We start from the raw sequence: 24,564 nt of genomic DNA, 5'->3' as shown, positions 1-24,564 counted from the left end.
CATGTTTATCGGCCTGTTTGAGACCTTAAAACGCGCGGGCGTTCCGGTATCGCTACGCGAGCTGCTGGATCTTCACGCCGTGGTGGAACGCGGTGTGGTGTTCGCCGACATGGAGGCGTTTTATCAGGTAGCGCGCACGGTGATGGTCAAGGACGAACGCCACTTCGACCGCTTTGATCGTGCCTTCGCCGCCTGGTTTAAAGGCCTTGAGGATATGGACGCCGCCATTGAGGCGCTAATCCCTGACGACTGGCTACGCCGTGAGTTTGAGAAGCAGCTTACCGACGAAGAGAAAGCCAAAATCGAATCTCTGGGCGGCCTCGAAGAACTCATTGAGACGTTTAAAAAACGCCTGGAGGAGCAAAAAGAGCGCCACGCGGGGGGCAATAAATGGATCGGCACCGGCGGCACCAGCCCGTTTGGGGCCTACGGCTACAACCCAGAAGGCATTCGCATTGGCCAGGATGGCTCTCGTCACCGCCGCGCCACCAAGGTCTGGGACGAGCGACGCTTCCGCGATTACGATGATTCTCTGGAATTAGGCACGCGCAATATCAAAATGGCGCTGCGTCGCCTGCGCAAGTTTGCCCGCCAAGGGGCGCTAGATGAGTTTGACGTGGATAGCACTATTCGCGAAACTGCCAAGGACGCCGGGCTACTCAACGTGCAGATGCGCCCAGAGCGCCATAACGCCGTTAAAGTGCTGCTATTTTTGGATGTGGGCGGCTCGATGGATGATCATATTCGCGTCTGCGAAGAACTGTTCTCTGCCGCCCGTTCAGAGTTCAAGCATCTTGAGCACTACTACTTTCATAACTGCCTTTACGAAGGGGTTTGGCGAAACAATATGCGTCGGGGTAACGAGCGGATCCCGACCATGGATGTTTTGCACACCTACGGTGCGGATTACCAGGTCGTGATTGTCGGTGACGCGGCCATGTCGCCCTATGAGGTCACCCACCCCGGCGGTAGCGTAGAGCACTTTAACGACGAAGCGGGCGGCGTGTGGCTTAAGCGTTTATGCGAAACGTTTCCTCGCCTGGCGTGGCTTAACCCGATGCAGCCCCGGGCCTGGGAGTACACTTACTCGACCCAACTTATCCGCGAGATCATCGATGACCGCATGTACCCCATGACCATGGAGGGCCTGGAAACCGCCATGCGCGAGCTAGCAAAGAAGTAGTCTGATTATCTGGCCATGCGCGTCAGCACGTCGTGGTGAGTCAGCTTGCGATGCAAAATGGCCATCACGATGTGCCCTACTATCAGCGCTAGCAGTGTCCAGCCCAGCTCACCGTGGAGCAAACCGCCCAGATCTGTCATCCAGGTGATTTCCTCGCCTTCAAAACCTGACATCAGCGTAAAGCCAAACACCTCAAGCGAGCGGCCCGAACCGTACTGGCGAATAAGCGCAATCGTCGGAATCACCATCATCAAGCCGTAGAGGGCAAGATGGCCCAACTTTGCCATAACGCTCACCGATGGCGGGCGGCGCGATGCATTGGCCAACGCCCATATCGCTCTCAGTACGACTAAGGTCAGTAGCAATACACCCACTGGGTAATGGGTTCCCCAGAAGAACTCTTCAAAGGGTGTGTCCGGAAAAAGCCAGTGCGCCGTGGCACTCGTAAACTGCCAAGCAAACAGTAGCGCCATCCCCCAATGCAACAAGCGGCTAATCGCACCGTAACGTTGACTGTTATCCATTATCGGTAATGCCATGCAGCTTCTCCCTTCTTTTAATAAGCTAGTCGTGATGCTTATTTTATAGGGGCAACACGTAAATAACATGGCAACAACGTGCAACTTAGTTGCACAAACTGGAACGCAGCGTTTCCTAAGGGCTATTAAAGCGACTGCGGGAAATCGTTTAAGCCCTTCAAAAATGCCTGTTTGGCCGTTTCAAACGCCTTAGGGTCATGTTTAAAGCGACGCAGGATAAGCGCTTCATCCAACACTAGGGTAGGCGCTAATTCGCGAATACTCTTGGCAGGGTGGCGAGCGCCCAAGCCAATACGCTTTCCATCCACCCCGCCGAACCAGCGCTTAATGCCACTTTTTTGATAGAACGCTTCTCGTTCGGCGTTATCCACTTCGACACGTAGCGGCGCTTTCAGAGTAAGTTCGCTGATTAACCGCTGCTGGGCATCTGCCTGGTCAAGCGCGCAGGCGTGAGTCACCGTCATGCCCTCGCCCTCCTCGTCCAGCACTAGTAGTGCCAGCGCTTGAGGTTTACCCTGTCTATCAACAGCAGCAAACAGCCGCGCTGCTTCTTGCGGAAAAAACACACTGCAGGTGCCGGTGAACACGACCAGCGGCGTAAGACCCGCCTCTTGTCCGTAAACCTCAGCGCATAATCGCGCCAGACAGGCGTTGCGCTGGGCCTCTGCGTTAACGTGTACGACCTTCATTTGAATCATCCTCACCGACTAAAAACCCGCAAGCCTAGAGCAAACATCACCGTTTTGACAGCGCGACGTGCCTCACCACGACGTCCATTCATTTTTACTGATACTGAACACTACTGTTAACAATCTGTCGAAAAGAACTGTAAGTGTGAACATCACCTAGAAGGAGCTAGTATGCCCACCTTTATGAATGACCCTACCATGCCCACACCAAGCTTCCCCGGTAGCCACATGGTAGTCGATGATCACTATGTGTTTATTTCAGGACTGACCGTTGGCGATCTCTCTAACGGCCACGCAGTCAAAGGCGACGTTAAAGAAGAGACTCGCCTTGTGATGCGCGCACTATCGCGCATGCTTGAAATGGAAGGCGGCAGCTTAGCGGATATAGTGCGGGTGGATATCCACCTCACGGATCTACACGCTATCCAAGACATGGACACTGTTTACGCGGAGTACTTTGAACCTGGCCGCTACCCTGCCCGCACCTGCACCGAATCCCCTAACCTCTACGGCGGAAGCAGTATTGAAATCACTGTGATGGCGAAGCGCCCGCATCAATCAGCGCAATAACCGCCTCAATGTCGATATGGGCTTCCAGCATATCGGCTAAACGGTCAAGCTCACGTTCTCGGTGAGCTTGATAATCGCTCTGCTCTCCATTAACGAGTCCCAACTGCTTCAGTAGGGCTTGGCAGGCCTCCGGGTGGTCAAATAACCCGTGCAGGTAAGTACCGATTATTTGGCCATCCTCACTGACGGCGCCTTCTGGTCGGCCTTCTATGTCAAATAATGGCGCGTTAAGCGCCTGCCCTTCACTTACGCCGTTATGAATTTCATATCCGGTGACGGTTACCCCTTCAGCAACGGTCACGCCGCGAACATTTCGTAGCTGTTTGCCTGCCACCATTCGGGTGGTCAGCGGCAACAAGCCCAAGCCCGCCACTTTTACTGGCTTACCCTCCAGGCCATCAGGGTCATCCACCCATTCGCCCAGCATTTGAAAGCCACCGCAAATACCTAACACCTTGCCGCCGTAGCGCAGGTGGCGCTGAATGGCGTTATCCCAGCCCTGTTGCTTTAACCACGCCAAATCGCTCGCGGTACTTTTACTACCGGGCAGAATGACCACATCGGCGGCGGGTATCGGCTGGCCGGGCCCCACAAAGGTCAGCGATACCTGTGGGTGCAACCGCAGCGGATCGAAGTCAGTATGGTTACTGATGCGCGGTAGCGCCGGAACGATCACGTTAAGTGTCTGGCTAGCCTTTTCGGCGTGGGTTAAACCAATGCTATCTTCAGCATCGAGTACTAGCCCCTGCAGATAAGGCAGTGTTCCGAATACGGGTTTTCCCGTACGCTCCTCCAACCATTCAAGCCCCGGTTTAAGCAGCGCTATATCACCTCGAAAGCGGTTGATAATAAAGCCTTTGGTACGCGCCTGTTCGCTCTCGCTCAAGAGCGCCAACGTACCTACCAATTGGGCGAATACCCCACCGCGGTCAATATCGCCCACCAGTATCACTGGACAGTCAGCCGCTTCGGCAAAGCCCATATTGGCGATATCCCCCTCGCGTAGGTTGATCTCAGCAGGGCTACCCGCCCCTTCGGCAATAATGACATCAAAGCGGTTTTCCAACGCCTGCCATGCCGCCATCACGCTCTCTTTCGCGGTGCGTTTATAGGCGTGGTAATCCAGCGCATCCATATGGCCATGCACTTTGCCGCGTAAAATCACCTGGGCGCCACGATCGGTTTCCGGCTTTAACAGTACCGGGTTCATATCACTGTGGGGCGCTAAATAGCAGGCTTGCGCCTGTAACGCCGTGGAACGGCCAATCTCGCCGCCGTCCTCAGTCACGGCGCTATTCAATGCCATATTCTGGGGTTTAAATGGCGCCACCGATACTCCACACCTTGCCAGCGCGCGGCAAAGGGCAGCCACCACAGTGCTTTTACCCGCATCCGAGGTGGTGCCTTGAATCATCAGTGTAGCCATAAAGAAGTCTCGTCCAGGTGAACAAGAGCGAGACTTTAGCGGGAGGGGCTAAGCGGTGCAATGTGTTCAATCTCCGCTTAAGCACGCTGCTACCCTTAATAATCAAAAATACTTTTTATTGCCATCAATTCGTCATACGCCATCTCTAGGCTGACACCTAATAAATGAGATCGATCTCATTGCATTCATAACAGGTATTTCCATGGCAGATTTACTTAGTGTCGCCAAACTCGCAGGAGTCTCTCGGGCAACCGCGGCGCGGGCTTTTTCAAGCCCCGACTTGGTACGCCCCGCTACCCGTGAAAAAGTGTTTAACGCTGCCCAGCAGTTAGCGTTTAGGCCAAATAAAATCGCCCAACAGCTGCGCTCTCAAGCGACGCAGATGATTGGCGTGATGGTGCCCAGTCTCGATAACCCCGTATTCGCCGAGCAGCTACAAGCCATGGAAGTGGCCGCCCGCGCGTCTGGCTACTCACTGATCGTTACCACCAGCGAATACTCGCCCAGCCGCGAGGGTGACATTGTTGAGGAGATGCTGCGCCAGCGCGTGGACGGCTTGGTGCTGACCGTGGCTGAAGCGGATAACAGTGCCGTGCTGAACACGCTGCGCTTGGAAACCACCCCGTGCTTACTAGTTTACAACCCGCCAGGGAAAAGTGGTTTTCCCTCTATTGGCGTCGATAACCGCGCTGCCAGCGCTGATGCCACCCGCCATTTAATCACCCTGGGTCATGAGCGAATTGGCATGGTTGCTGGCCCACTGCTGCAATCAGACCGCGCTCGACTGCGTTTTGACGGTTACTGCCACGCTATGGGCGAGGCAGGCCTGATCGCCCGCTCATTGGTTGAGATGACCCGCCACACCCAAGCTGACCTGAAAAGCCTGATACCTGCACTGCAAGGCCCAGAGGCTCTCAGCGCAGTGATTTGTACCAATGACCTGCTTGCCATCAGCCTGATGGGCGAACTGCAACGCGCAGGCTTTAGCGTGCCTGGCGAACTTTCCGTGATGGGCTTTGATGGTATTGCCTTGGGCAAGCATCTATATCCATCGCTCTGCACCATTGAACAGCCTCGCGCCGAGATCGGGCGCGCGGCGGTTCACACCTTGCTAGCCATGATTCGGGGAGAAAAATGCACACCCGCTCCCCTGCCCCACGCACTGCGTAAGGGCGAAAGTGTCGGAACCCCGACATCCCGCAAGTCCACGTTAAGCACTTTATAGAGGAACTTGGTATGAGTCTTAAACGCATGAACCTTAAGCGTCTGTATCAAGCGTTACTGGCCACGGCGGTTATCAGTGCGTCAGGGGTCGCTACTGCCCAGTCAAGCGACAACGCTATCTGCTACAACTGCCCGCCTGAGTGGGCGGACTGGGGCACCCAGTTGCGTTTGATCGAACAGGAGACCGGCATTCGCGTGCCGCAAGACAACAAGAACTCCGGCCAATCCTTAGCCCAATTGGTTGCCGAAGCCAGTAGCCCGGTGGCCGATGTCGTTTACTACGGGGTGACCTTCGGCATTCAAGCCATGGAAGAGGACGTAGTGGCGTCCTACCAGCCCGAACACTGGGATGAGATTCCTGAAGGTCTAAAAGACCCCGAAGGCAACTGGTTTGCCATTCACTCTGGTACCCTCGGTTTTATGGTCAACGTTGACGCCTTGGATGGCGCGCCGGTGCCCACTTCCTGGGAAGATCTGCTCAAGCCCGAGTATCGCGGCATGGTGGGTTACCTTGACCCGGCCAGCGCCTTTGTCGGCTACGTCGGTGCCGTGGCGGTCAACCTAGCCATGGGTGGCGATCTTAATGACTTCACTCCGGCGATCGACTACTTCAATCAGCTAGCCAAAAACGACCCGATTGTGCCCAAGCAAACCAGCTACGCTCGAGTACTTTCTGGTGAGATCCCGATTCTTCTCGATTACGACTTCAACGCTTACCGCGCACGCCATAGCGATGGTGCCAACGTAGAGTTTGTGATTCCCGAAGAGGGCAGCGTGGTAGTGCCCTATGTTATGAGCCTGGTAAAAGATGGCCCTAACCCCGAAAACGGTCAGCAAGTGCTTGATTTCGTGCTCTCTGACCAAGGCCAAGCGGTATGGGCAGATGCTTACCTACGTCCCGTGCGCGCCAGCGCCATTTCCCCCGAAGCACGCGAAGTCTTTCTGCCCGATAGCGAGTATGCCCGCGCCGAGGCACTTGACTACCCCGCCATGGCGGCTGCTCAACGTAGCTTCTCTGAGCGGTATCTGTCGGAGGTTCGTTAATCATGACAGCGGCATCCAAGCAGCCCTCCGGGGCTGCTTCTTACCTAAGTCGACCATCGACGATGGTAGGCCCAGCCCGGCGTAAACGCTTTATCGCGTTGTTCGCCTTACTGCCTGCCCTGGTGATTTTCTGCGCCTTTTGGCTACTGCCTTTTTCGCGTCTGATCATGATGGGCGCCGAGGCTGATCCAAGCAGTGGCATTAGCGCCTACCTGACCATTCTTACCCATCGTCAGTACTTAATTAGTCTAGCGACCACCGTGGGTCTCTCGCTGGTAGTGTCACTGGTAGCGGTTGCCATTGCGGGCGTTGCCGGATTTTTTCTCGCCCGCCAGCGTTTTTTTGGCAAGTCCATACTAGTGGCTATCCTCACCTTTCCGCTGGCTTTCCCAGGCGTGGTGGTGGGCTTTTTGGTCATCATGCTGGGAGGGCGTCAAGGTGCCTTGGCGCAGACCAGCCTGTGGCTGTTTGGCGAGCGCTGGATGTTCGCTTACTCACTGGCCGGGCTATTTATTGGTTACCTCTACTTCTCCATTCCTCGTGTTATTACCACGGTGATGGCTGCCTGCGACAACCTGGATAGAAGCCTTGAAGAGGCAGCTCGCTCGTTAGGCGCTAACACTTGGCAGGTCACCAAGGACGTCATCGTACCCGGCATTGCACCCGCGCTGCTCTCAACCGGTGCCATCTGCTTTGCTACCAGTATGGGCGCCTTTGGTACGGCGTTTACCCTGGGCACGCGGTTGAGCATTCTACCGCTCAATATCTACGGCGAATTCACCAACTACGCTAACTTCGCCATGGCAGCCGCGCTATCAGTGGTATTGGGCGTGATCACCTGGATGGCATTGAGTCTTGCCCGCAGGCTGGCAGGCGGCAACTTGGGGGCTTCGGTATGAAATCTCACCTACGCTTTACGCTGCAATTGGGCTTCACCCTGCTGGTGTGCTTGTTCATGATTGTGCCCGTCGCCATGTCGGTCATGGCGGGGCTGACCGAAAACTACTTTGTCGGCCTTGAGAGTGGCCTGACCCTGCGCTGGGTGGATGAGGTGTGGCAGCTCTACGCCGATACCATCTGGCTCTCAATTAAACTGGCGCTGGCCTGTTTATTGATCACTATCCTGATTGGCGTACCCGCCGCCTATGGCCTGCTGCGCAGCCGTCGCCGCTGGGCCAACGCGATTGAAGAACTCCTACTGCTGCCGGTTGCCGTACCTGGGCTGGCCACCGCGCTTGCCCTACTGCTCGCCTATGGCAGCTACCGTGAATTCCGCGGCAGTTGGCTATTTATTCTGGTTGGCCATGTGCTGTTTACCCTGCCCTTTATGGTGCGCGCGGTGCTCTCTGTGATGCAAACCGCCAAGCTTCCCCAACTTGAAGAAGCCGCCGCCAGCTTAGGCGCCAGTTTTAGGCAACGCTTTTTCGGGGTGGTCATCCCTAACTGTATGAGCGGCATTTTGGCGGGGGCGCTGATGGTGGTCACCCTATCGATCGGTGAATTCAACATTACCTGGATGCTGCACACCCCCTTGACCAAAACGCTACCGGTCGGCTTAGCCGACAGCTACGCCTCGATGCGCCTGGAAATTGGCTCAGCCTACACGCTGATATTTCTGGTGATGGTGGTGCCCTTGCTAGTGGCGATTCAGTGGGCGGGCCGACTCACCGAGCAGCGCCGCTAAGTTTTATTATTTGAGAATCCGTTATGAGTTCATCTGTCAGCATTACGCTACACCAATGCAGCCGCACCTTCGCAGGCGGCAACACGGCGCTCCAACCGCTTGATTTGCAGGTTAATGCGGGCGAAACCCTGGTACTGCTGGGCCCTTCCGGCTGCGGCAAAACCACCACCCTGCGCATTATTAGCGGCCTGGAAAGCCCCGACAAAGGCGGGCAAGTAATGTTTGGCGAGCGTGATGTCACCGCTCTGCCGATTGAGCAGCGCGACGTGGGAATGGTGTTTCAAAACTACGCGCTATTTCCCAATATGAGCGTTGCCGACAATATTGCCTACGGCTTGAAAATACAGCGTTTGCCACGTGCCGAGATCGCCCATCGGCTTGACGAAGTCATGCATATGGTCGACTTGCAAGGCTTTGGTGACCGGCGCATCGACGCCCTCTCCGGCGGCCAAAAACAGCGCGTCGCTCTCGCCCGTGCGATTGCTGTTCGCCCCAAGGTGCTGCTGTTTGATGAGCCGTTAGCAGCTCTAGACGCCAAACTGCGCGACCGCTTACGCATCGAGATTGGCCAACTGCTGCGTGAATTGGGCACCACGGCGGTCTACGTCACCCACGACCAAGACGAAGCGATGGCCTTGGGTGACCGCATCGCGGTAATGCAAGCCGGACGCATTGCGCAGTTGGGCACTCCCCAAGAGATTTATCATCAGCCGGCCAACGCCTTTGTGGCCGATTTTATTGGTGCGGTTAACTGCCTGGAGGTGATCAGCACACGCGCCGATGGAGGATTGGTCGTCCATGGCGGTGAACTCATCGCTGCCCATTTGCAGGGAGTATCCACTGTCTACTGCCGTCCAGAAGACATTCAGGTGGTTTCCGTTGACCAAGCCGATGTAACAGGCAAGGTGGTACAGAGCATCTTCCTGGGCCAGACCCAGCGCCTGATGGTGGACACGGGCGGCGCTTCGCCACTCCAGATTGAGGCACCCTCTCGCCAGCGCTGGCCAAACGGTACCGCGATTGGTTTGTCCCTCCCTTCTAACGTGCTTTTTCATCCAGATAAGCCCACTGCCCCTGTTAATGCCAAGGAGATGGCCAATGGCTGATCAAGGTTTAAACATTCAGAAAGCCCCTCATGCCCAGCAATGCCTTATCGCCCAGATTAGCGATCCGCATATCAAGGCGGGCGGGAAACTCTCTTACCGCCAGGTAGATACCGCCAGTGCTCTGCGCCAAGCAATCAGCACGCTCAATCAGCTAGCGCCGCGGCCCGACCTGGTGCTAATTAGCGGTGACTTGGTTGATTTTGGCCACCCTAGCGAGTACGCCACCTTTAAGCAGATTCTGGCTGAGTTAATGCTGCCCGTGTACCTGATCCCTGGCAATCATGATGACCGCGAGCATCTACGCGCCGCCTTTCCCGAGCACCGTTACCTGTTTCAGCACCACGACTATTTACACTGGGTCGTGGATGACTATCCGGTACGCATTGTAGGGCTCGACTCATCGGTGCCCGGCAAACCCCATGGCGAGTTAAGCGATGAAAGCCTGCAGTGGCTAGACACTATGCTGGCAGAGCAACCCGAAAAACCGACTCTCGTCATGGTGCATCATCACCCTTTTGTTAGTGGCATCGACCATATGGATCGCCAGCCGCTGAAGCGACCAGACGCGCTAGCCGACGTCATTGGCAGACATGCCCAGGTCGAGCGCGTGCTTTGCGGGCATCTGCACCGTTCGATCCAGGCCCGCTTTGCTAACACTTTGGCGATTAGCTGCCCTGGGGTTTCCCATCAGGTAAGTTTGGATCTAACCCCAGACGGCCCCGCCCACTTTCAGCTAGAGCCCCCCGGTTACCTGCTACACCAGTGGTCGGCAACTAACGGTATGGTGACTCACCAAGGGTTTATCCAGCGCTATCCTGGCCCCTTCCCGTTTTTTGATGCGAACGGGCTGATTGATTAGGTCGTTAAACTGGGGGCGAGCGCTGTGTTATCTGTGTGAGCCAGCGCCAGCTCCCAGGCTTGTACCATCTGCTTTTTCTCTAATCCCCAGCGGTAACCACCGAGTGCACCGCTTTGTTGAATCACCCGGTGGCAGGGGATCCATAACGCGATGGGGTTAGCGCCCACTGCATTGCCCACTGCTCGGGACGATTTAGGTGATCCCAGCGCCTGAGCAATATGGGAATAGCTGGCAAATTGCCCCTCGGGGATCGTTAACAGCGCTCGCCAAACCGCTATTTGGAAGTTGGTGCCAGTGACGTGTAGCGAGACAGCGGTAGCCCCCTCTTCAGGCTCAGTAAACAGCCTTTCCACCGCATAGCGAGTGGACTCAGTGTTATGTTGAAAGGTGCTGCGCGGCCACTCCTTGGCCAACCTTGCCAGTAACTCCTCTGAATTAGTCGTATCGACAAACCCCATTCGGCAGATACCCCGGGGCGTTACCGCGACGAATAGGCGACCTAAAGGTGTTTCGTGAACGCCATAAGCGATCTCCACTCCTTCACCCTGGCGCTTATACTCGCCGGGCGTGACCGCCTCTAACTGAACAAAGTGGTCGTAAAGCCGCGAGCCACCGCTCAGCCCCAGGGTATGGGCGATATCCAGCAAAGAAGTGGACGAATGCATCAACTGCTTACCGCGCTCTAAGGTGAGTGCCTGCAAAAAGCGTTTGGGACTAATCCCCGCATAACGACAAAACAGCCGCTGGAAGTGGAAGGCACTCAAATGAACATGAGCAGCCACCGTTTCCAGATTGGGCTGTTCCGCCGCATGAGCCACCATATAGGCCATGGCTTTTTCGATACGCTCATAGTCATTCATTGGGTTATCTCTCTGGCCGTCGGGGCCGGGGCTGCTTAGTTCCTTTCAGCCTAAGCCTTCACGGGCGAGCTGCCGACCCGAATCTTGCGCACCGGCGGGTGATCAGACAGTTTATGTTTAAAAGAGGCGTTATGTTTAACAGACATTTCCACCAGTTTTCGCTAGGGTAATGCCCCGCCTCCATTGACGGTACACGATACGCCCATGCAAGACTTGATCAATGACATTGCAGCAGCCATGGCAAACGCCGAAGAACGCGGTAAGGTCGCAGACTATATTCCCGAGCTTGGCCATGTTGACCCACAGCAGTTTGCCATTTCGCTCGCCACGGTGGATGGCAAAGTGTACTCGGCAGGTTGTGCTACCACGCCCTTCTCGATTCAAAGTATCTCTAAAGTATTTACGCTGACCATTGCACTTGGGCAAGTGGGTGATTCTCTGTGGTCAAAAGTAGGCCGCGAGCCCTCAGGGGATCCCTTCAACTCCATCGTGCAACTAGAGCATGAAAGCGGCAAACCGCGTAACCCGTTTATCAATGCCGGGGCCATTGCGGTAGTCGATGCGATCATGATGGGCCACGAGCCCAAAGAGACACTTGGCGAGATTCTTAGCTTTGTGCGCTATATCGCCGATGACGACAGCATTTACTTCGACCACGCGGTGGCCGCTTCAGAAATGGCCCACCGCGACCGCAACGCCTCACTGGCGCACTTTATGAAAGCCTTTGGCCGCCTACGCCATGATGTCGATAAGGTGCTAGGCACCTATTTTCACCAGTGCGCTATCGCCATGAGCTGTGAGCAGTTGGCCCATGCCGGGCTATTTTTGGCCTCGGATGGTATCAACAAACCCAGTGGCATTCGCGTGGTAGCCCCCCAGCGCGCGCGGCGTATCAATTCACTAATGATGATGTGCGGGCACTACGACGCCTCGGGAGAGTTCGCATTTCGCGTCGGCCTGCCTGGCAAAAGTGGCGTGGGCGGTGGCATTCTGGCGATTGCACCCGGCCATGGCTCCATCGCAGCTTGGTCGCCGGGGCTGGATGCCTACGGCAACAGTTTTCTGGGCACCCAGGCGCTCGAAATGTTTGTGCAGCGCACCGGCTGGTCGGTTTTTGGGCATTAGCAGGGCAACGCTTTAAGCAACGATCTCAATTTTGTTCAATACCGCCCACAAGCGCTACTGCATTCTCCTTGCATTATCTGAGGAGAATGACAATGAGCGCTTCACCCCTGCTATCTTTGCTGCTACCCATGTCCGCCTTTGCCCTCGCAGCGCCTATTTCGCCGGGGCCGGTCAACATCGTTTGTTTGAGTAGCGGTACGCACTACCCTATTGCTAAAGGGCTTGTTTTTGTAACCGGCGCCACGCTGGGGTTTATCGCGCTATTTTTAGCCATCGGCGCGGGGCTTTACTCCCTGCTGAATGTGCTGCCGCTGCTGGAAGAGTTTTTACGCTGGGCAGGCATTCTGTTTTTACTCTATCTCAGCTATCAACTTTTACAGCACGATGGGCGCTTGCAGGAGAGAGGCGGCGTCAAAGCGCCAGGGTTTATGACAGGTGCCATGATGCAGTGGCTCAACCCCAAGGCGTGGCTGGCGTCTGCCGCTGGCATTGCCGCCTACACCACTGCTAATGAGCCCCATCTGCTATGGCTGTTCGCCGGCCTTTATCTGCCTATTTGCTGGCTATCGCTAGCCAGTTGGGTATATGCAGGCGCTTTTCTGAAACGCTATGTTCATCGTCCTATCATCTTACTGACGATTAACCGCGCACTCGCTATCTGCCTGGCGGCTAGCGCTATTGTCTTACTGGTTGAGTAGCGGGTAGCGGTACTGGTTGGGTGTCGCTGCTACCAGCCGCTTGAACGTCCTTTGAAAGTGGGGCTGGTCATTAAAGCCAGCGTTCAAAGCCGCCTCAACGATAGGTTGCCCTTGTTTTAACGCTTGCTGCCCCAGCTGAATGCGCTGATTAATCAGGTAAGCATGGGGTGTTAGTCCGAAGTGCTGTTTAAAGGCGCGAATCAGGTGCCCAGCACTATAGCCGGACTGCTCACATAGGCGTTCTAGCGATATATCAGCGCTACAATTGGCACGCAAATAGGCCGCGACCTGTTCTAGCGCACTGGGCGCTTGGGGCAATACCGCGGGGGATTCCTGAGCAAGCACTTGCATCATGATGGACAAGTATTCGACTAGCGCCGTTTGCTTATCGCTAATCTCGCGATGTTCATCCAGCAAACAAGCAGCCATATCGCAGTACCCGGCATAAAGCGCTGGCTGGGTAATGACGGCGGTGGCGATATCTTGCCAATACGGCGTATTCAACAGGCCCAATTGGTAACGCAATTCACTCAGCCACTCGGTATCGACGTAGAGCATCATGTACGCCCAGGGCTGGTTCTCGATGGGGTTGCAGGCATGCACCCAGTAGGGGTTCATCATAACGATGTCACCCGCACTAATCTGATGCGTCGCATCGCGATAGCAAAAAGTGCTTTTACCTGCGGTAATGGCCCCCAGCGACCAATGCGTATGGCTGTGCGGCGCATAGCAAACTTGTCGCGCGTCGCTAATCTTGCGCAGCTCCACATAGGGCATACGCGCATCGCGCCAGAAGATAGGTGACGAAATGGTACTCATGCTCTGCTCGCAATAGTTAAAAATAGCGATTCATTTCCTACGCTGAACAATAGCACAGCACAAGCACAGTATGGGCCGCTATACTGCTCTATACGCTAGATTGCATAGGAATGCGCAACGCCATATTAGTCAGGAGGACGCCATGGCCAACAGTATGAAAAACCGCAACCACTGGGATGCAATTACCCTTTATGCCCGCATGGGTTATGCCTCCCGCGGCATTGTGTATGTATTAGTGGGTAGCCTAGCAGCGCTGGCAGCATTTGGACAAGGCGGCCAAACAGAAGGCAGTCGTGGCGCCTTAGAACGTTTGCTCACCGCTCCCTTCGGTAAAGTCTTGTTAGCCATTATGGCCATCGGCTTGGTGGGCTACGCTATGTGGCGAATCATCCAGGCGGTTAAAGACACTGACCATCACGGCAACGGCGCCAAGGGGCTGGCAATTCGTGCGGGCTTATTGGCGAGCGCCATTACCCACACGTTGTTGTCTTTTTTTGCCGCCACGCTCATCTTTCAATTTGCGGGCTCTTCAGGTGATTCTGGTGGCGGTTCGCAAGGTGTCGCGGGCTGGCTGATGCAGCAGCCTTTCGGGCGCTGGCTGGTCGCTGGGGTTGGCCTAATCATGATAGGGGTAGGTATGGCCCACGCGCTTAAAGGCTACAAGGCCAAATTCGACAAACACTTCGCTATGCCACCACAAACGCAACAATGGGCCTACCCTATTTGCCGTTTCGGCTTAGTGATTCGTGGTGCTGTGTTTGTGATCGTGGGTAGCTTTTTTATCATCGCCGCTTATCAAATCAATCCCAATCAAGCAGGCGGTATGAGCGAGGTGTTTAGCACCCTGCGAAGCCAGCCCTTCGGTCAGTGGTTGCTTGGTTTTGTCGCGCTGGGACTTTTTGCGTTTGGCCTTTACAGCCTATTAGCGGCTGTCTATCGCCGCATTAATCCCGAAGTGTAGAGACCTGCATGGCCATAACATCCAAATGCACTAAGTAGTGGTTTGAGCGCATTAACCGCTCGAAGAATATGCTGTGTCTACTCGCCACCCTCTCCTTTCTGGAGACTATTCTTCTGCCCATTCCTATTGAACTGGTATTGATACCCTTGTTGCTGTTGCTGGTGGTGTAAGCCGTGAATCGGTGGCAACCAGCTAAATACCGTAATCTCGCTCGACTTTGGCGATACGGGTTTTGAAGTGCTGGTACCACTGCTGATGGCCTAGCCGCTGAGCTTCTTGATGCTCAGCATGGGCTTTCCACGCTTTAATAGATGCCAAATCGGCCCAGTAAGAAACTGTTACACCCACCTCATTGCGGGCAGACTCCACCCCTAAAAACCCCGGCTGCTGTGCTGCAAGCTCAACCATTCTTGCGGCCATTGCATCATAGCCGTTATCGACCTCGATGCGTAGTGAAGTGAAAATAACGGCGTAGTAAGGCGGTTCAGGGGTAGTGGCAATCAGGGACATGGCATCACCGGGATCCTTGGATCAGAGGCTTCGAAGCATATCCCATGAAACAAAAAATGTATTCAGGGAGCCCACTGCCAGTTGCTGCCAAACCGTACCACAGGCAGTGGGAAGAGCTGTGAGCCTAGGCGTCATCCTGCGCCTTACCAGGCGTCGCTGCCGTATGCTTGGCTTTCATATCCTTGAACGCTTCCATGATGTCCATGGGCAGCGGGAAAACGATTGTCGAGGCATTCTTGTTGCTCATGTCGCTCATGGTTTGCAGGTAGCGCAGTTGCAGCGCAGCAGAGTTTTCCTGCATGACATTGGCCGCCTCGACCAGTTTCTTGGATGCTTGCAGTTCCCCTTCAGCGTGAATCACCTTAGCGCGACGCTCACGCTCCGCCTCTGCCTGGCGCGCAATGGCGCGAATCATGCTCTCATCCAAATCTACATGCTTAATTTCAACATTGGCGACCTTGATACCCCACGCTTCGGTTTGGGTATCGATGATTTCCTGGATATCGTCGTTGAGCTTATCGCGCTCGGAAAGCATCTCATCCAGATCATGCTTACCCAGCACGGAGCGCAAAGTGGTCTGCGCCAGTTGACTGGTCGCCTGGGTAAAATTCTCGACTTGAATGATTGCCTTTTCTGGATCGACGACGCGGAAATAAAGCACCGCATTAACTTTAACGGTGACGTTATCCTGAGAGATTACGTCCTGTTCCGGCACATCCATGGTAATGACGCGCAGATCCACCACCTCCATCTTCTGAATGGCGGGGATCACAATGACTAGCCCAGGCCCTTTCACTATCTGATAACGCCCCAGAAAGAACACTACGCCGCGTTTATATTCTGGCAGTATGCGAATAGAGGCAGCGATCAACATCACCACCAGCACGACAGGAACTAAATACGAAATAATCATTGGACACCTCGTTTAGCTGTGGGTCGGTTATGTCAGAAAGTGGGCACTAGCGGGGCGTCACATATACCGTCAAGCCATCAAGGCGCACCACCACAAGCTTCTCACCTCGTTTGACTGGCACATCGCTTACTGCGTTCCAGCGCTCGCCATGCAGCCTTACATGGCCGCTGGTCTCAAAATCATCCAGTGCAACCGCATCTGCGCCGATTAACTGCTCCGCGCCAGTGTGTGCCGGACGACGGCGCAGCGTTGCAAAGCGTGTTAACGTCCATAGCATTAGCCCCCCGGACATCAATGCCACACCACCGATTAGAGGTAGCGAAATGGCAAGATGCTCCGCGTCCATCAGCATTACCGAGCCAAGTACAAAGGCAATGATGCCGCCAACCCCCAGCACGCCGAAGCTAGGCATAAATGCCTCACCCACCATCAACGCCAGCCCGACCACCATCAGCGCAAGCCCGGCGTAGTTAATCGGCAGCACCTGAAACGCAAACAGGGCGAGCAGCAAGCAAATCAAGCCAATGGTGCCGGGGAACAGGCTGCCGGGATTGGCCAGCTCGAAAACCAGCCCGTAAAAGCCGATGACCATCAAGAAGAAGGCTATGTTGGGATTAGTGATCAGCGATAGCACCTGGGTGCGCCAATCAGGGTCGAAGCGTTCAATGGTGAGGCCTGCGGTCTCAAGCGTAGCATCGCCACTTTCCATGACCACGCTCATGCCGTCAATCTGCTCAAGGAGATCGTCAAGATCGCGCGCCACCACATTGATGACGTTCTGCTCCAGCGCCTCGCTGGCAGTGAAATTGACCGCATTGCGCACGGCCTCTTCAGCCCAATCGGCATTGCGATCATGGCGTTCCGCTAGGCTGCGAATAAAGCTCACCGCATCTTCCATCACCTTGCGTTCCATGGCGCTGCCCTCGCCATCCGACTCCTCAGCCGAATTATCTTCTTCGTCTTCATCGCTGCCGAGCAGCCCACCGCCCATCTGTACCGGCGTGGCCGAGCCGAGATGCGTCGAGGGGGCCATGGCAGCCACGTGGCTACCGTAAAGTAGATAGGTGCCCGCGCTTGCCGCTCGCGCACCACTGGGGAAAACGTACATCACCACGGGAATGTCAGCGTTGAGCATCTCGCGAATCATGTCGCGGGTGGTGTCGACCAACCCGCCGGGGGTATCGAGCTCGACGATCACCACCTCACTGCCCTGCTCGCGGGCTTTATCCAGCCCACGCTCAAAGTAGTCCTTGGTAGCCGGGCCGATGGCGCCTTCAATATTAAGCACCAGAACGCTTGGTGAAGCGCTTTGTGCCATGGCCTGCCATGTAAACGACATAGTAGCCATTAGCAAACCGGCAACCATCAACCAGAGCCAGTGCGGTTTGAGAGAAAGGGTTTGCATACCCACTCCTCGCATTCAACGCCTTGAACATTCCCGTCTGAATCTGCAGCCTATCCATAGCAACATACACAAGGCTATCTACTCAACGTAGCAGCCAAATTGAGCTTCGTCATGAACAACGTGATGGCAGGATTCGAGGGAAAAAGGAGCCTGAACCAAGGCGATGCTGCAAACCAGAGGTGGTTGCAATATTTTTGAGGAGTCGGTTAGTTCAAGTAATAACCACTAACTTTCCACGTGCCCTCTTCCAAGTGAGGAGTGATGGTTTCCGTAATCTGCGATGATCTGTTTTCAAAACGTGTTTGGAACGTCAAAACCGCGTAGTCATCTCTTGGAGCCCCAGGCATAGAGGTTTCGCGGACAACGCTTACTCGCCGACGCGACTGAACCGCACCAAAGTCACGACGCGCTGCACCAATCGTCCGTTCTAACATGTGCGGTGAAAGCGGCTTTTTTAGTAGTGAAGATGACGATTCCCATGCCTGCTCATACTGACCACTATCGATGGCTTCTAGCCACGCCAACGCCGCCGCCTCTGCCGCACTCGAGTTTGCCTGCGCTTGGTTAGACAGAATGAGAAGCAAGGTGATGATAAAGATCAGCATTTTCGGCATAACGGGCACTCTCGGCATTTAGCAACGACCAGAGAAATCTCGATGGTCTTAGGTATATATCGGTCATCGTCAGAGTTTCTTTAGGGCTGCAAGATGTATTTGCGTAATCGTTAAACTCCAAGCTGTGCCTGCTTCTCAAACCCTACTCGCTCGTTTACTATGCGCCACCCACCCTATTTCAGTAGCCACTATTAGGTCACTATGTCCGTCAATGCCCTCTATACCGACCTTTCTGGCTACTACGATTTGATGTGCGTGGATATCGACTATCAAGCGCAAAGCCACGCCATTCGCAGGCTGCATCAGATTTTCGGTAACGGCGGAACGACACACCTAGATTTAGCCTGTGGCACCGGCCCACACGTGCGCCATTTTATTGATTTTGGATACGCCAGTAGCGGGCTTGATATTAATCAACCCATGCTGGATATTGCCACCACGCGTTGCTCAGAAGCACACTTCACGTTGCAAGACATGAGTGACTTCAAGGCCAACGAGCCTCAAGACTTAATCACCTGCTTTTTATACTCAATCCACTACAACGATGGGATTGAAAAGCTAAAAGCGTGTATATCCAGTGCTCATTGTGCCCTCAAGTCTGGTGGTATTTTCTGTTTTAACGCAGTCGATAAAGACAAAATCGATAACGCTTTATCTGTTAAACACAGCGCCCAACAAGAAAGCGATTTATTCACGTTCCGCTCGGGATGGCACTACAGTGGCCAAGGTGAAAAGCAGTCGCTTAGGCTCAGCATTGAAAAAGCCAACGCTGAAGGAACACAGCTATGGAACGACGAACACCCCATGGTAGCCGTCAGCTTTGCGGAGTTAAGCGCACTATTAGCGCCTCACTTTGAGGTTCATGTGTTTGAACACAACTATGAAAAAATCATCCCCTGGGATGCCACCTCTGGAAACGCTATTTTTGTCTGTGTGAAGGTTTAATCTCTCCTACCAATTACTTCACTAGTAGGACAAGTCAGCTTTAAGCATCGAACCTTATCTGATCCCCCTGCTTGCTTGGGCTGAAGACTCGTAGAACCTGTGTGTCGAGGGGTCTTTAGACCTCGTCATAAGCGCCGCTTTACAACATTCAGCTTGCTGGAAAAATTCTATAGCGCACTTAAGAATGGCCTTCTACGGTACAGATACTCATCATGCCATTATCAGTGAAGGTACTAACGATGCATCCCCCCTTTATGATATTGAACCAAAGACCCGCGGCAATTCCTCATCCACTACTGAAGTTGCCTCATCCCTGCAAATAAAAATTAATTCACTGCGTCTGTGACCAATAGTCATTTCTCTTTGAATCTAGGAGCCAGTATATGAACGTTCTGATTCAGAAAGGCTTTAACCTTGAGAAGGCTGGGCCTGTCGCTAAGCTATATGAAGAAGCTTTCGGCGCTAAATTCGCGAGCGCAATACCTGACAAGGCTAAGCGCATTCAATTACTCTCCGACTGTTTTGTCCCTGAATTTTCCTTTACTGCCATCTTTGAAGATGAGGTCATTGGGCTAGCAGGGTTTCAGCAGCCCAATGGTTCGCTAACGAGCGGAATCGGGATGAAACAGCTGATAGGCAAGCTTGGAACATTGAAAGGGCTCTGGGCATGTCTGGTGTTCAGCTTATTCGAGCGCAAGCCAAAATCTCAAGAATTGGTGATGGATGGGATTGCTGTCGATAGCCGATTCCGAGGGCGAGGCATAGGTTCCAGACTCTTGGATAGCATTATTGCACATGCCGTGGATAATGGTTTCGAGACGATCCGCTTAGACGTTATCGATAGCAACCCGAGAGCAAGGAGGCTGTACGAGTCCAAGGGATTTATCGCCGTAAACGAAGAGCATTTTCCCTACTTGAAATGGTTAATCGGCTTTTCTGGGTCAACAACCATGGTGTTGAAGGTAGCAAGTTTAACTTAGCAGACAATGCTCGCCCTCTCGAAAGCATATCCCTTCAGAGGTGAGAGCCTGGCGCCTAGATGTTCATTCATAATCGCCATTGTCAGATATTACCCTTCGGCCACACATGGCCGAAATTGCCCCCTTTGTGACCGCTTAACGCATCGTTGGCAGAATGCGTAACAGCTAATCTGTAACCTCACTTCAACACGATGAGATTAGCCATGACCCAGCCTAAAACCGCATTACTATTAATTGATGTTCAAGCCTCGTTCCCTGCCCGCGATTACTGGGTAGAAGCACTGGCTCAGGCGTGGCGTCCCAAGCAGCGTGCGGTGCTGAACGCAGCCCAGACCAACGATATACCGGTTGTGCGCATTCTGCATGAGGCACCTGGCAGCCAAGGGGCTTTCGACCCTGACGGTGGCCTTATTCGTCCGCTTGATGACTTTAACGATGAAGTGACGGTAACCTTTCATAAACGTGCGCATAACGCGTTCAGCGATACCTCACTAGAAAGCTGGTTACGGGAGCGAGGCATTGAACGGCTGGCGATTAGCGGTATTCGTACCGAGCAATGCTGCGAAACCACCGCACGGGTGGCGTCGGATTTAGGGTTTAGCGTCGACTTTATCAGCGATGCTACCCTAACGTTCCCCATGACACGCCACGGCATCACCTGGTCAGCAGATGATATTAAGGCGCGCACCGAACTGGTACTTGAAGACCGCTTTGCGCGTATTATCAGCACACAAGACATGATCAACGAATGGCAAAACCCCCGTGAGTGAAGAGCAACACAATAGCCAACCGCCATCCACAAGAGCCACCACCTTGCGGGTGGCGGTACTGATGATGCCCGGCCAAGTGCCACTTGATTTGGTTGGCCCACTTCAGGTCTTACAGTGTGCTGACCGGCTTTCGATAGACATTCAGGTGCGCTATCTCGGCCCCAAAGCGGCCATGCAGTGGCTAGGGCCGCTGACCCTTAGCGGCATCGATCCCTTGCCTGAACAGCTTCCTACTCAAGATTTACTGCTTATTCCTGGTCAGTACCGCAATAGCCTTGAGCCATTAGCGCAGCAAGAGTGTGTTGCTTGGCTCAAAGCGAATGCCCACTATGCAGATACGCTGATGACCGTTTGCTCGGGCACGCTATTACTGGCAGACGCGGGCCTGTTAAAGGGAAGACGCTGTACCACCCACCACGCGCTAATCGAGCAGTTACAAGCCAAAGCCCCACAAGCAAAGGTACAAAGTGATTGTATTTTTACCGAGGACGGGCGCTATTTAACCAGCGCGGGGATTTCGACCGGCATTGATACCATGCTGTACTGGCTTACCCGTGCTTGTGGCCATTCACTGGCCTTGGCGGTAGCGCGAGAGATGGTGCTGTATCTTCGCCGCAGTGGTCAGGAGCCTCAGTTGGGTGCCTGGCTTGAGGGCCGCAATCATGTGGATGAACGGCTGCATCGCGTTCAAGATGCAATATGTGCCGCCCCTTCGCAAACCTGGCGTATCGAGACATTGGCGGCTCAGGCAGCCATGAGCGAGCGTCATTTCCGGCGCCAATTCAAAAGCCTCACCGGCATGCTGGTGGGCGACTACATTATGGGGTTGCGCCTGCAGCGAGCCAAAGCGTTAATGACCGAAACGACATGGACGCTAGCGCGTATCGCCGAAGCATCCGGATTCGGGGATGAGCGGCAGCTAAGGCGCAACTGGGCTCGCCAGGAAAATACGCCGCCTAGCGTGTGGCGGCGGGCCTGCTCCCAAAAACTGCTTGATTGAGGCAATAAGAGCTACTATTGGTAAAACCTATCGCTGACTGACGCCATGAGTGACCTCATTCTACCAAGCGACACTGACTATCTAAACTTCCGGCATCGCCTGCCTGATAGGCGATTAACGCCTTGGGTTCAATGCTTTTGGTCAATGGGAACTCCAGGTCACCTCACTGAACCCAGAACCGAAAAGTTCTACCCCGATGCAGGGGCTAGTCTTAGCATTAAACTCTCCAGCTCCCGCCCCCTCATCACGCTCTGTTTCAACAGGCGAACGTTAATAGAAACACTCGACACAACCACACCCTGTTTGGGCATTCGCTTTAAAGCGGCAGGTGCCCACAGCTTGCTGGGCTTACTACCCGAAGCATTCACAGATACACACTACCGCTTGGATAACGAGCTTGAACCATTAGGATTGCAAGGATTAATACCTGTGGTAGAGCGCCTCTACCAGTCGGACTCGCAACAGGGTTTACGCCTGCTGGAAACATGGTTGTTACATCGACTAGAAAGCCAGCCACCCGCCAATAGCCGTATCACTAAGATTGTTCAAGCCATTGGAGCACTTCAGCTTCCGCCCCAACAGTTAGGCGCCACGCTAGGGTTTACTCGACGTACCCTGGAGCGCAAATTAAAACGCGAGGTGGGCGTTACCCCAGGCCAATTAGTGGCCTATGCCCGGCTGAACCGAGCCCGCCATGGACTGCTTGCAACCACGCTGCCCCTAACGGAAATAGCCCTGCAATGCGGCTACTATGACCAAGCTCACTTCACCCATGCCTTCCAATCACTCGCCTATGAAACGCCCGCCGCCTATCGCAAGCGCAAACTGTCGCAAATTTACAAGGCGTAAAAAAACCTCGACGTTAAGCTGAGCTCTCAACTTACTCACCGAGGTCACCCACATGTCTACTCGTATCTCTCAACAGTCTGTATATCGCCTTTGCCCCCGCCTAGCTAAGCACCTGACGGCACTAGGCGACGTTGCCCCAGACTCAACGGTTGATCGCTCGATAATCCACTTGGTCAACCTACGTGTTTCGCAAATTAATCACTGCTGCTTTTGTCAGCACATGCATTCGCAAGAGGCCAGAGACGATGGCGAACACCAGGTTCGCTTAGACGTATTGCCTGCTTGGCGTGAAGCCCCCTGCTTCAGCACACAAGAGCGCGCCGCACTCGCCTGGGCCGAAGCACTAACACTGGTCAGCCAGCAAGCGGTGAGTGACAACGACTATCAAAACGCCCTAGCTGCGTTTGGTGAGCAGGGGCTAATTGACCTCACCGCCATTATTGTCCAAATCAACAGTTGGAATCGGGTATCGGTGGGCTTTCAGTTTGCACCGGACATCAGTATTTAAGCACTGTGAGGCTCTTGAAAGTAATAGTTCAGATAAGGAAATAAAATGAACAGTGAGATAGCGCAGCATCAACAGCTACCCAACCTACTCGGTCTCTTATCAAGCTTATTTTTCTTCTTTGGCAGTCTTTTGTTTCTTCCCGCTTTTGCGAGCTACGCAACCGTAGGCGTATGGTGTTTTGTAATGGGCTCACTGATCATGTTCATTATTTACGTGATGAGTATGAGAGATACTGGTAAGAAGCGCGGCTAATAGAGCACACATACGAAAGTAAGAAACGTCGGTTATAGCCGCTGGGTTAGCTACCCAGCGGATTGCTGACTGTAATGCCTTTCAATATTGGCTGAAACCTTACCCCAGGCGGAGGATTTCACTCTAGCTTGATGTCGCTCAAAAGAGTCTCGGTCAATGAACTCTTCATACACATCAAATCGATAGGGGTTAATAGTGCCTTGAACAACCTCAAAAACGAGGCAGCCGGGCTCAGACAGGGTTAACCGCTTATGGTTGATGAGCTCTGCTTTAACAGCGTTCAGATCCGGCTCGGGGACGATGATAAATCCTTTCAGTATGACCTTTGGCATTGATTTCCTCGGCGCAGAATCTGCCAACTGCGCTAATGATATGGTTCCGCAACAGTCCATAGGCAGGCATGATGGCCTTGTTATCAAGTGTAATTTACTGCATGATTTTGACATTGCCGTTTCCATGAGGCTGGGTAAATAGATGAATACAGCGCAACTTGAAACCATCACGAACGAAGCAATGACCCTATCGGAGAAAGAGCGAGCTAAACTCGCTCATGATTTGATAGCAAGCCTGGATGGTATGGCTGAAATCAGTGTATCGGAAGCTTGGGACGCGGAGATATGTCGCAGAATCAATGAGATTGAATCTGGCAAAATCAAATCTTTAGATGTCAGTGAAGCCCTTGAGCGTGCCAGAGCTCGGTTAAGGAACTGATTTTGATAGTAAAGGTTAGTCCAGAGGCTTCAGAAGAACTGATGGAAGCCGCAGCTTGGTATGAACTCGAATCACCGGGGCTTGGTGAACAGCTTATTGATACCTTTGAACAAGCTACCACAAAGCTAAGCGCACCAAATCCACCACTGGTTCCTGTAATAGGCGAAGCACGCAAACGTGGCGCAAAGCGCTTCATCCTTCAACAATTCCCGTTTTCCCTTGTGACTGTTTCCAATAACCAAACAATTACCATTGTTACTTTCGCCCATCACTCGAGAAAGCCGGGCTACTGGCATAATCGGGTTAGCCCATAATGCCAC

The 24,564-nt window shown here is 53.9% G+C and carries 30 protein-coding genes; 20 read left to right on the top strand and 10 right to left on the bottom strand.

Annotated features, from left to right (window positions below; translation table 11 throughout):
- Position 1 precedes the first annotated feature (1 nt).
- On the top strand, positions 2-1,183 hold the full coding sequence (locus AC4EYZ_RS22850) for a vWA domain-containing protein (RefSeq protein ID WP_474192209.1): 1,182 nt from the start codon (positions 2-4) through the stop codon (positions 1,181-1,183).
- A gap of 5 nt (positions 1,184-1,188) precedes the next feature.
- Here AC4EYZ_RS22850 and AC4EYZ_RS22845 read toward each other — a convergent pair whose 3' ends face one another.
- Positions 1,189-1,722 (bottom strand): cytochrome b, encoded by a 534-nt coding sequence (locus AC4EYZ_RS22845; protein WP_027957561.1) that lies wholly within the window; start codon positions 1,720-1,722, stop codon positions 1,189-1,191.
- A 125-nt stretch (positions 1,723-1,847) separates the two neighbouring features.
- A complete protein-coding gene (locus AC4EYZ_RS22840) occupies positions 1,848-2,411 on the bottom strand; it encodes a hypothetical protein (RefSeq protein ID WP_027957562.1) in 564 nt (187 codons plus the stop codon).
- 171 nt (positions 2,412-2,582) lie between these two features.
- On the opposite strand from AC4EYZ_RS22840, the gene AC4EYZ_RS22835 reads away from it, so the two are divergent.
- Positions 2,583-2,981, top strand: coding sequence for a RidA family protein (locus AC4EYZ_RS22835; protein ID WP_022523133.1), 399 nt, complete (start codon positions 2,583-2,585; stop codon positions 2,979-2,981).
- Here AC4EYZ_RS22835 and AC4EYZ_RS22830 read toward each other — a convergent pair.
- Complete coding sequence (locus AC4EYZ_RS22830) at positions 2,941-4,407, bottom strand: cobyric acid synthase (protein ID WP_474192210.1); 1,467 nt, start codon at positions 4,405-4,407, stop codon at positions 2,941-2,943. The genes AC4EYZ_RS22835 and AC4EYZ_RS22830 overlap by 41 nt on opposite strands.
- 202 nt (positions 4,408-4,609) lie before the next feature.
- Here AC4EYZ_RS22830 and AC4EYZ_RS22825 point away from each other — a divergent pair, with 202 nt between their 5' ends.
- The 6 genes from AC4EYZ_RS22825 to AC4EYZ_RS22800 are packed head-to-tail and all read left to right on the top strand — an operon-like array spanning position 4,610 to position 10,324.
- Complete coding sequence (locus tag AC4EYZ_RS22825; protein ID WP_474192211.1) at positions 4,610-5,632, top strand: substrate-binding domain-containing protein; 1,023 nt, start codon at positions 4,610-4,612, stop codon at positions 5,630-5,632.
- Between the two features lie 11 nt (positions 5,633-5,643).
- Positions 5,644-6,675, top strand: coding sequence for an ABC transporter substrate-binding protein (locus AC4EYZ_RS22820; protein ID WP_009287020.1), 1,032 nt, complete (start codon positions 5,644-5,646; stop codon positions 6,673-6,675).
- A gap of 2 nt (positions 6,676-6,677) precedes the next feature.
- Positions 6,678-7,574 (top strand): ABC transporter permease, encoded by an 897-nt coding sequence (locus tag AC4EYZ_RS22815; RefSeq protein ID WP_009287021.1) that lies wholly within the window; start codon positions 6,678-6,680, stop codon positions 7,572-7,574.
- Positions 7,571-8,359: an ABC transporter permease gene (locus AC4EYZ_RS22810; RefSeq protein WP_474192212.1), complete on the top strand. Its 789-nt coding sequence runs from the start codon at positions 7,571-7,573 to the stop codon at positions 8,357-8,359. Before AC4EYZ_RS22815 ends, AC4EYZ_RS22810 begins: the two co-directional genes overlap by 4 nt.
- Before the next feature lie 23 nt (positions 8,360-8,382).
- Entirely contained in the window at positions 8,383-9,465 is a 1,083-nt protein-coding gene (locus AC4EYZ_RS22805) for an ABC transporter ATP-binding protein (protein WP_039859114.1), read from the top strand.
- Positions 9,458-10,324: a phosphodiesterase gene (locus AC4EYZ_RS22800; protein ID WP_051051972.1), complete on the top strand. Its 867-nt coding sequence runs from the start codon at positions 9,458-9,460 to the stop codon at positions 10,322-10,324. Before AC4EYZ_RS22805 ends, AC4EYZ_RS22800 begins: the two co-directional genes overlap by 8 nt.
- Here the strand turns inward: AC4EYZ_RS22800 and AC4EYZ_RS22795 are convergent.
- Positions 10,321-11,184: a bifunctional transcriptional activator/DNA repair enzyme AdaA gene (locus AC4EYZ_RS22795; protein WP_009287023.1), complete on the bottom strand. Its 864-nt coding sequence runs from the start codon at positions 11,182-11,184 to the stop codon at positions 10,321-10,323. The two genes, AC4EYZ_RS22800 and AC4EYZ_RS22795, sit on opposite strands and share 4 nt — an antisense overlap.
- A gap of 204 nt (positions 11,185-11,388) precedes the next feature.
- Between AC4EYZ_RS22795 and AC4EYZ_RS22790 the strand changes: the two genes are divergently transcribed.
- Both AC4EYZ_RS22790 and AC4EYZ_RS22785 read left to right on the top strand, forming a co-directional pair.
- Positions 11,389-12,309, top strand: a complete 921-nt coding sequence (locus tag AC4EYZ_RS22790; protein WP_490204042.1) for a glutaminase — start codon at positions 11,389-11,391, stop codon at positions 12,307-12,309.
- Positions 12,310-12,401: 92 nt separating this feature from the next.
- Entirely contained in the window at positions 12,402-13,007 is a 606-nt protein-coding gene (locus tag AC4EYZ_RS22785; RefSeq protein WP_474191424.1) for a LysE family translocator, read from the top strand.
- Here AC4EYZ_RS22785 and AC4EYZ_RS22780 read toward each other — a convergent pair.
- Positions 12,993-13,826: an AraC family transcriptional regulator gene (locus tag AC4EYZ_RS22780; RefSeq protein WP_009287024.1), complete on the bottom strand. Its 834-nt coding sequence runs from the start codon at positions 13,824-13,826 to the stop codon at positions 12,993-12,995. The genes AC4EYZ_RS22785 and AC4EYZ_RS22780 overlap by 15 nt on opposite strands.
- 142 nt (positions 13,827-13,968) lie before the next feature.
- Here AC4EYZ_RS22780 and AC4EYZ_RS22775 point away from each other — a divergent pair, with 142 nt between their 5' ends.
- Complete coding sequence (locus AC4EYZ_RS22775) at positions 13,969-14,787, top strand: DUF1206 domain-containing protein (protein WP_027957570.1); 819 nt, start codon at positions 13,969-13,971, stop codon at positions 14,785-14,787.
- A gap of 192 nt (positions 14,788-14,979) precedes the next feature.
- On the opposite strand, the gene AC4EYZ_RS22770 is transcribed toward AC4EYZ_RS22775, so the two are convergent.
- The 4 genes from AC4EYZ_RS22770 to AC4EYZ_RS22755 form a co-directional block, all read right to left on the bottom strand.
- Positions 14,980-15,297 (bottom strand): antibiotic biosynthesis monooxygenase family protein, encoded by a 318-nt coding sequence (locus tag AC4EYZ_RS22770; RefSeq protein ID WP_474191423.1) that lies wholly within the window; start codon positions 15,295-15,297, stop codon positions 14,980-14,982.
- Between the two features lie 124 nt (positions 15,298-15,421).
- Positions 15,422-16,210 (bottom strand): slipin family protein, encoded by a 789-nt coding sequence (locus AC4EYZ_RS22765; RefSeq protein ID WP_009287026.1) that lies wholly within the window; start codon positions 16,208-16,210, stop codon positions 15,422-15,424.
- Positions 16,211-16,256: 46 nt separating this feature from the next.
- Positions 16,257-17,615 (bottom strand): NfeD family protein, encoded by a 1,359-nt coding sequence (locus AC4EYZ_RS22760; RefSeq protein WP_474191422.1) that lies wholly within the window; start codon positions 17,613-17,615, stop codon positions 16,257-16,259.
- 206 nt (positions 17,616-17,821) lie between these two features.
- Positions 17,822-18,229, bottom strand: a complete 408-nt coding sequence (locus tag AC4EYZ_RS22755) for a DUF4019 domain-containing protein (protein ID WP_022523117.1) — start codon at positions 18,227-18,229, stop codon at positions 17,822-17,824.
- A gap of 201 nt (positions 18,230-18,430) precedes the next feature.
- On the opposite strand from AC4EYZ_RS22755, the gene AC4EYZ_RS22750 reads away from it, so the two are divergent.
- The 7 genes from AC4EYZ_RS22750 (at position 18,431) to AC4EYZ_RS22720 (ending at position 23,533) form a co-directional block, all read left to right on the top strand.
- Positions 18,431-19,174, top strand: coding sequence for a class I SAM-dependent DNA methyltransferase (locus AC4EYZ_RS22750; protein ID WP_474191421.1), 744 nt, complete (start codon positions 18,431-18,433; stop codon positions 19,172-19,174).
- A 383-nt stretch (positions 19,175-19,557) separates the two neighbouring features.
- Positions 19,558-20,154: a GNAT family N-acetyltransferase gene (locus AC4EYZ_RS22745; protein WP_022523113.1), complete on the top strand. Its 597-nt coding sequence runs from the start codon at positions 19,558-19,560 to the stop codon at positions 20,152-20,154.
- A gap of 203 nt (positions 20,155-20,357) precedes the next feature.
- Positions 20,358-20,924 carry an isochorismatase family protein gene (locus tag AC4EYZ_RS22740; protein ID WP_474191420.1) on the top strand — a complete coding sequence of 189 codons (567 nt, stop codon included), beginning with the start codon at positions 20,358-20,360 and terminating at the stop codon, positions 20,922-20,924.
- Positions 20,917-21,924: a GlxA family transcriptional regulator gene (locus AC4EYZ_RS22735; protein WP_474191419.1), complete on the top strand. Its 1,008-nt coding sequence runs from the start codon at positions 20,917-20,919 to the stop codon at positions 21,922-21,924. Before AC4EYZ_RS22740 ends, AC4EYZ_RS22735 begins: the two co-directional genes overlap by 8 nt.
- Before the next feature lie 45 nt (positions 21,925-21,969).
- A complete protein-coding gene (locus AC4EYZ_RS22730) occupies positions 21,970-22,773 on the top strand; it encodes a helix-turn-helix domain-containing protein (RefSeq protein ID WP_474191418.1) in 804 nt (267 codons plus the stop codon).
- A 52-nt stretch (positions 22,774-22,825) separates the two neighbouring features.
- A complete protein-coding gene (locus AC4EYZ_RS22725; RefSeq protein ID WP_009287032.1) occupies positions 22,826-23,281 on the top strand; it encodes a carboxymuconolactone decarboxylase family protein in 456 nt (151 codons plus the stop codon).
- A 45-nt stretch (positions 23,282-23,326) separates the two neighbouring features.
- Positions 23,327-23,533, top strand: a complete 207-nt coding sequence (locus AC4EYZ_RS22720; protein WP_022523108.1) for a YrhK family protein — start codon at positions 23,327-23,329, stop codon at positions 23,531-23,533.
- A 50-nt stretch (positions 23,534-23,583) separates the two neighbouring features.
- Here the strand turns inward: AC4EYZ_RS22720 and AC4EYZ_RS22715 are convergent, their stop codons facing one another.
- Positions 23,584-23,865 (bottom strand): putative quinol monooxygenase, encoded by a 282-nt coding sequence (locus AC4EYZ_RS22715; RefSeq protein WP_027957577.1) that lies wholly within the window; start codon positions 23,863-23,865, stop codon positions 23,584-23,586.
- 142 nt (positions 23,866-24,007) lie between these two features.
- Between AC4EYZ_RS22715 and AC4EYZ_RS22710 the strand changes: the two genes are divergently transcribed.
- Both AC4EYZ_RS22710 and AC4EYZ_RS22705 read left to right on the top strand, forming a co-directional pair.
- Positions 24,008-24,244: an addiction module protein gene (locus tag AC4EYZ_RS22710; protein WP_474191417.1), complete on the top strand. Its 237-nt coding sequence runs from the start codon at positions 24,008-24,010 to the stop codon at positions 24,242-24,244.
- Positions 24,245-24,246: 2 nt separating this feature from the next.
- Entirely contained in the window at positions 24,247-24,558 is a 312-nt protein-coding gene (locus AC4EYZ_RS22705) for a type II toxin-antitoxin system RelE/ParE family toxin (RefSeq protein ID WP_474191416.1), read from the top strand.
- Positions 24,559-24,564 lie beyond the last annotated feature (6 nt).

Source organism: Vreelandella sp. 162(4c) (genome assembly GCF_058152265.1).
Note: the sequence above shows the minus strand (reverse complement) of the source record. Positions and strands in the feature narration are given on the sequence as shown.

What these genes read in the sequence shown, in the direction of transcription:
- AC4EYZ_RS22810 (WP_474192212.1), top strand. Translation starts at nt 7,571, where the DNA reads ATGAAATCTCACCTACGCTTTACGCTGCAATTGGGCTTCACCCTGCTG.
- AC4EYZ_RS22730 (WP_474191418.1), top strand. Translation starts at nt 21,970, where the DNA reads ATGAGTGACCTCATTCTACCAAGCGACACTGACTATCTAAACTTCCGG.
- AC4EYZ_RS22780 (WP_009287024.1), bottom strand. Translation starts at nt 13,826, where the DNA reads ATGAGTACCATTTCGTCACCTATCTTCTGGCGCGATGCGCGTATGCCC.
- AC4EYZ_RS22720 (WP_022523108.1), top strand. Translation starts at nt 23,327, where the DNA reads ATGAACAGTGAGATAGCGCAGCATCAACAGCTACCCAACCTACTCGGT.
- AC4EYZ_RS22800 (WP_051051972.1), top strand. Translation starts at nt 9,458, where the DNA reads ATGGCTGATCAAGGTTTAAACATTCAGAAAGCCCCTCATGCCCAGCAA.
- AC4EYZ_RS22750 (WP_474191421.1), top strand. Translation starts at nt 18,431, where the DNA reads ATGTCCGTCAATGCCCTCTATACCGACCTTTCTGGCTACTACGATTTG.
- AC4EYZ_RS22825 (WP_474192211.1), top strand. Translation starts at nt 4,610, where the DNA reads ATGGCAGATTTACTTAGTGTCGCCAAACTCGCAGGAGTCTCTCGGGCA.
- AC4EYZ_RS22815 (WP_009287021.1), top strand. Translation starts at nt 6,678, where the DNA reads ATGACAGCGGCATCCAAGCAGCCCTCCGGGGCTGCTTCTTACCTAAGT.
- AC4EYZ_RS22795 (WP_009287023.1), bottom strand. Translation starts at nt 11,184, where the DNA reads ATGAATGACTATGAGCGTATCGAAAAAGCCATGGCCTATATGGTGGCT.
- AC4EYZ_RS22755 (WP_022523117.1), bottom strand. Translation starts at nt 18,229, where the DNA reads ATGCCGAAAATGCTGATCTTTATCATCACCTTGCTTCTCATTCTGTCT.
- AC4EYZ_RS22715 (WP_027957577.1), bottom strand. Translation starts at nt 23,865, where the DNA reads ATGCCAAAGGTCATACTGAAAGGATTTATCATCGTCCCCGAGCCGGAT.
- AC4EYZ_RS22775 (WP_027957570.1), top strand. Translation starts at nt 13,969, where the DNA reads ATGGCCAACAGTATGAAAAACCGCAACCACTGGGATGCAATTACCCTT.
- AC4EYZ_RS22835 (WP_022523133.1), top strand. Translation starts at nt 2,583, where the DNA reads ATGCCCACCTTTATGAATGACCCTACCATGCCCACACCAAGCTTCCCC.
- AC4EYZ_RS22850 (WP_474192209.1), top strand. Translation starts at nt 2, where the DNA reads ATGTTTATCGGCCTGTTTGAGACCTTAAAACGCGCGGGCGTTCCGGTA.
- AC4EYZ_RS22840 (WP_027957562.1), bottom strand. Translation starts at nt 2,411, where the DNA reads ATGAAGGTCGTACACGTTAACGCAGAGGCCCAGCGCAACGCCTGTCTG.
- AC4EYZ_RS22765 (WP_009287026.1), bottom strand. Translation starts at nt 16,210, where the DNA reads ATGATTATTTCGTATTTAGTTCCTGTCGTGCTGGTGGTGATGTTGATC.
- AC4EYZ_RS22830 (WP_474192210.1), bottom strand. Translation starts at nt 4,407, where the DNA reads ATGGCTACACTGATGATTCAAGGCACCACCTCGGATGCGGGTAAAAGC.
- AC4EYZ_RS22745 (WP_022523113.1), top strand. Translation starts at nt 19,558, where the DNA reads ATGAACGTTCTGATTCAGAAAGGCTTTAACCTTGAGAAGGCTGGGCCT.
- AC4EYZ_RS22770 (WP_474191423.1), bottom strand. Translation starts at nt 15,297, where the DNA reads ATGTCCCTGATTGCCACTACCCCTGAACCGCCTTACTACGCCGTTATT.
- AC4EYZ_RS22790 (WP_490204042.1), top strand. Translation starts at nt 11,389, where the DNA reads ATGCAAGACTTGATCAATGACATTGCAGCAGCCATGGCAAACGCCGAA.
- AC4EYZ_RS22820 (WP_009287020.1), top strand. Translation starts at nt 5,644, where the DNA reads ATGAGTCTTAAACGCATGAACCTTAAGCGTCTGTATCAAGCGTTACTG.
- AC4EYZ_RS22785 (WP_474191424.1), top strand. Translation starts at nt 12,402, where the DNA reads ATGAGCGCTTCACCCCTGCTATCTTTGCTGCTACCCATGTCCGCCTTT.
- AC4EYZ_RS22760 (WP_474191422.1), bottom strand. Translation starts at nt 17,615, where the DNA reads ATGCAAACCCTTTCTCTCAAACCGCACTGGCTCTGGTTGATGGTTGCC.
- AC4EYZ_RS22740 (WP_474191420.1), top strand. Translation starts at nt 20,358, where the DNA reads ATGACCCAGCCTAAAACCGCATTACTATTAATTGATGTTCAAGCCTCG.
- AC4EYZ_RS22725 (WP_009287032.1), top strand. Translation starts at nt 22,826, where the DNA reads ATGTCTACTCGTATCTCTCAACAGTCTGTATATCGCCTTTGCCCCCGC.
- AC4EYZ_RS22845 (WP_027957561.1), bottom strand. Translation starts at nt 1,722, where the DNA reads ATGGCATTACCGATAATGGATAACAGTCAACGTTACGGTGCGATTAGC.
- AC4EYZ_RS22805 (WP_039859114.1), top strand. Translation starts at nt 8,383, where the DNA reads ATGAGTTCATCTGTCAGCATTACGCTACACCAATGCAGCCGCACCTTC.
- AC4EYZ_RS22710 (WP_474191417.1), top strand. Translation starts at nt 24,008, where the DNA reads ATGAATACAGCGCAACTTGAAACCATCACGAACGAAGCAATGACCCTA.